Annotated in this window: 2 protein-coding genes; both read right to left on the reverse strand. The window is 67.4% G+C overall.

Features of this window, described 5'->3' with window-relative positions; all coding sequences use genetic code 11:
• Positions 1-789, reverse strand: a 789-nt coding sequence (locus L995_RS15405) for a proteasome-type protease (RefSeq protein ID WP_047472515.1), incomplete at its 3' end; no start/stop codon positions are given.
• 55 nt (positions 790-844) lie between these two features.
• Positions 845-2494 (reverse strand): DNA mismatch repair protein MutS (gene mutS / locus L995_RS15410; protein ID WP_047472516.1); only part of this gene is annotated, 1650 nt, incomplete at its 5' end.

Consider the following 2494-nt stretch of genomic DNA (forward strand, 5'->3'; position numbering starts at 1 on the left):
CCGCGTGGCCTGGCGGCTGTGCACGCGAATGGGCACCTCGGAGGCGCCGCCGTCCCAGGCCGGGTCCTCGATGCTGTCGAAGACATGGCGCAGGCGCTCGCCCCAGCTGTCGTGCAGCATGCGGAAATACGGATTGCTCTCGTCGATGCTGACGATCTTGTCGGAGGCGAAGCGGTCCTTCTCGTACACGATCAGGTCCAGCGGCAGGCCCACCGACAGGTTGGACTTGAGCGTGCTGTCCATGGACACCAGGGCGCACTTGGCGGCCTCGTCCAGCGGCGTGCGCGGCGTGATCACGCGGTCCAGCACGGGCTTGCCGTACTTGGACTCGCCGATCTGGAAGTAGGGCGTCTCGCTCGTGGCCTCGATGAAGTTGCCTGCCGAGTAGACCTGGAACAGCCGCATGTTCTCGCCCTGGATCTGGCCGCCCAGCACCAGCGAGATATTGAAATCCACGCCCGACCGGGACAGTGCCACGCCGTCGCGCTCGAACACATGGCGCACGGCCGCGCCCAGCACGCGGGCCGCATCGAACATGCTGCGCACGTTCCAGATGGTCAGCATGTCGCCCGTGGCCTCGTCGCGCAGTTGCTGGCTCTCCAGCAGCTCGCGAACGGACTGGGTGATGGACAGGTTGCCGGCCGACAGCAGCACCATGAAGCGGTCGCCGGGGTTCTCGTAGACCATGAGCTTGCGGAAAGAGCTGATCTGGTCCAGGCCGGCATTGGTGCGCGAGTCGGCCAGGAAAACCAGGCCGGCGTTGAGCTTGATGGCAACGCAATAAGTCATGGGAACATCCGAAACTGCGGGATCGACAAGTTTAGTGCGAGGCGATTGACCGCGTTCAGGCGGCGATCTTCTTGAGCTGGTAGAGGGCCTCCAGCGCCTCGCGCGGGCTCAGTGCGTCGGGATTGATGGCGGCCAGCGCCTGGGCCAGCGGGTCGTGGCGGCTTTCGGGCTCGGGCATGTCGGGCGCATCGAACAGGTCCACCTGCAGGCGGCCCTCGTCGGCATGGGCCTCCAGTGCCTCCAGCGCATGGCGCGCGTGGTGCAGCACGCCGGCCGGCATGCCCGCCAGCTTGGCCACCTGGATACCGTAGCTGCGGCTGGCCGGGCCGGGCTGGATCTCGTGCAGGAAGACGATGTCCTGGCCCGACTCCGCTGCACTCACATGCATGTTCACGGCCGCGCGTGCCTTGGCCGGCAGCTCGGTCAGCTCGAAGTAGTGCGTGGCAAACAGCGTGAAGGCGCGCGTCCTGTCGTGCAGCTGGGTGGCGATGCCGCTGGCCAGCGCCAGGCCGTCGAAGGTGCTGGTGCCCCGGCCGATCTCGTCCATCAGCACCAGGCTGTGGGGCGTTGCCGAGTGCAGGATCTGCGCGGCCTCGGTCATCTCCATCATGAAGGTGGACTGGGCATTGGCCAGGTCGTCGGCCGCGCCGATGCGAGTGTGGATGGCGTCGATGGGCCCCAGCCGGCAACTGGACGCCGGCACATGCGAGCCCATGCTGGCCAGCAGCACGATCAGCGCCACCTGGCGCATATAGGTCGACTTGCCGCCCATGTTGGGGCCGGTGATGATCTGCATGCGCGTGTTGGCGTTCATGCGCGTGTGGTTGGCGATGAAGCTGCCGCTGGAGGTCTCGGCCATGCGGGCCTCCACCACGGGGTGGCGGCCGGCCTCGATCTCGATGCAGGGATGGTTCACGAACTCGGGCGCGCACCAGTTCAGCGTCAGCGAGCGCTCGGCCAGCGTGCACAGCACGTCGATGGCGGCAATGGCGCCGGCCACGCGCGTGAGCGCCGGCACATGGGGCTGCAGCTGGTCCAGCAGCTGCTCGTAGAGGAATTTCTCGCGCTGCAGCGCGCGCTCCTGCGCCGACAGGGCCTTGTCCTCGAAGGCCTTGAGTTCGGGCGTGATGTAGCGCTCGGCGTTCTTCAGCGTCTGGCGGCGGCGGTAGCGCTCGGGCACCGCGTCCTTGTAGCTGTTGGTGATCTCTATATAGAAGCCGTGCACCTTGTTGAACTGCACGCGCAGGTTGGGAATGCCGGTCAGCAGCTTTTCCTTGGCCTCCAGCTCCAGCAGGAAGTCGTCGCAGTTGTTCTGGATGGCGCGCAGCTCGTCCAGCTCGGCGTCGTAGCCTGTGGCAAACACGCCGCCGTCGCGCACCAGGGCGGCCGGCTCTTCCATGATGGCGCGCACCAGCAGTTCGGCGCAGCCCTCGGGCGGTTGCAGGTCGGCAAACAGCTGGGTCAGGTGGGCCGAGGGTGTCTGCCCGGCCTGGGCCAGCAGGGCCGCCTTGTGCAGCGTGCGGCCCAGTCCCACCAGCTCGCGCGGGCGCACCTGGCGCAGCGCGGTGCGCGCGGTGATGCGCTCCACATCGCTCACGCCCTTGAGCTGCTCGCGCAACTGCTGCCAGGGCGCGGCCATGCCGCCTGCCTGAAGTACGGCAAGCGCGAGGACGGCACGGTCAGCTACATCGACGGCGCCAACATC

Source organism: Delftia sp. ZNC0008, from assembly GCF_000799035.1.
GTDB lineage: Bacteria > Pseudomonadota > Gammaproteobacteria > Burkholderiales > Burkholderiaceae_C > Comamonas > Comamonas tsuruhatensis.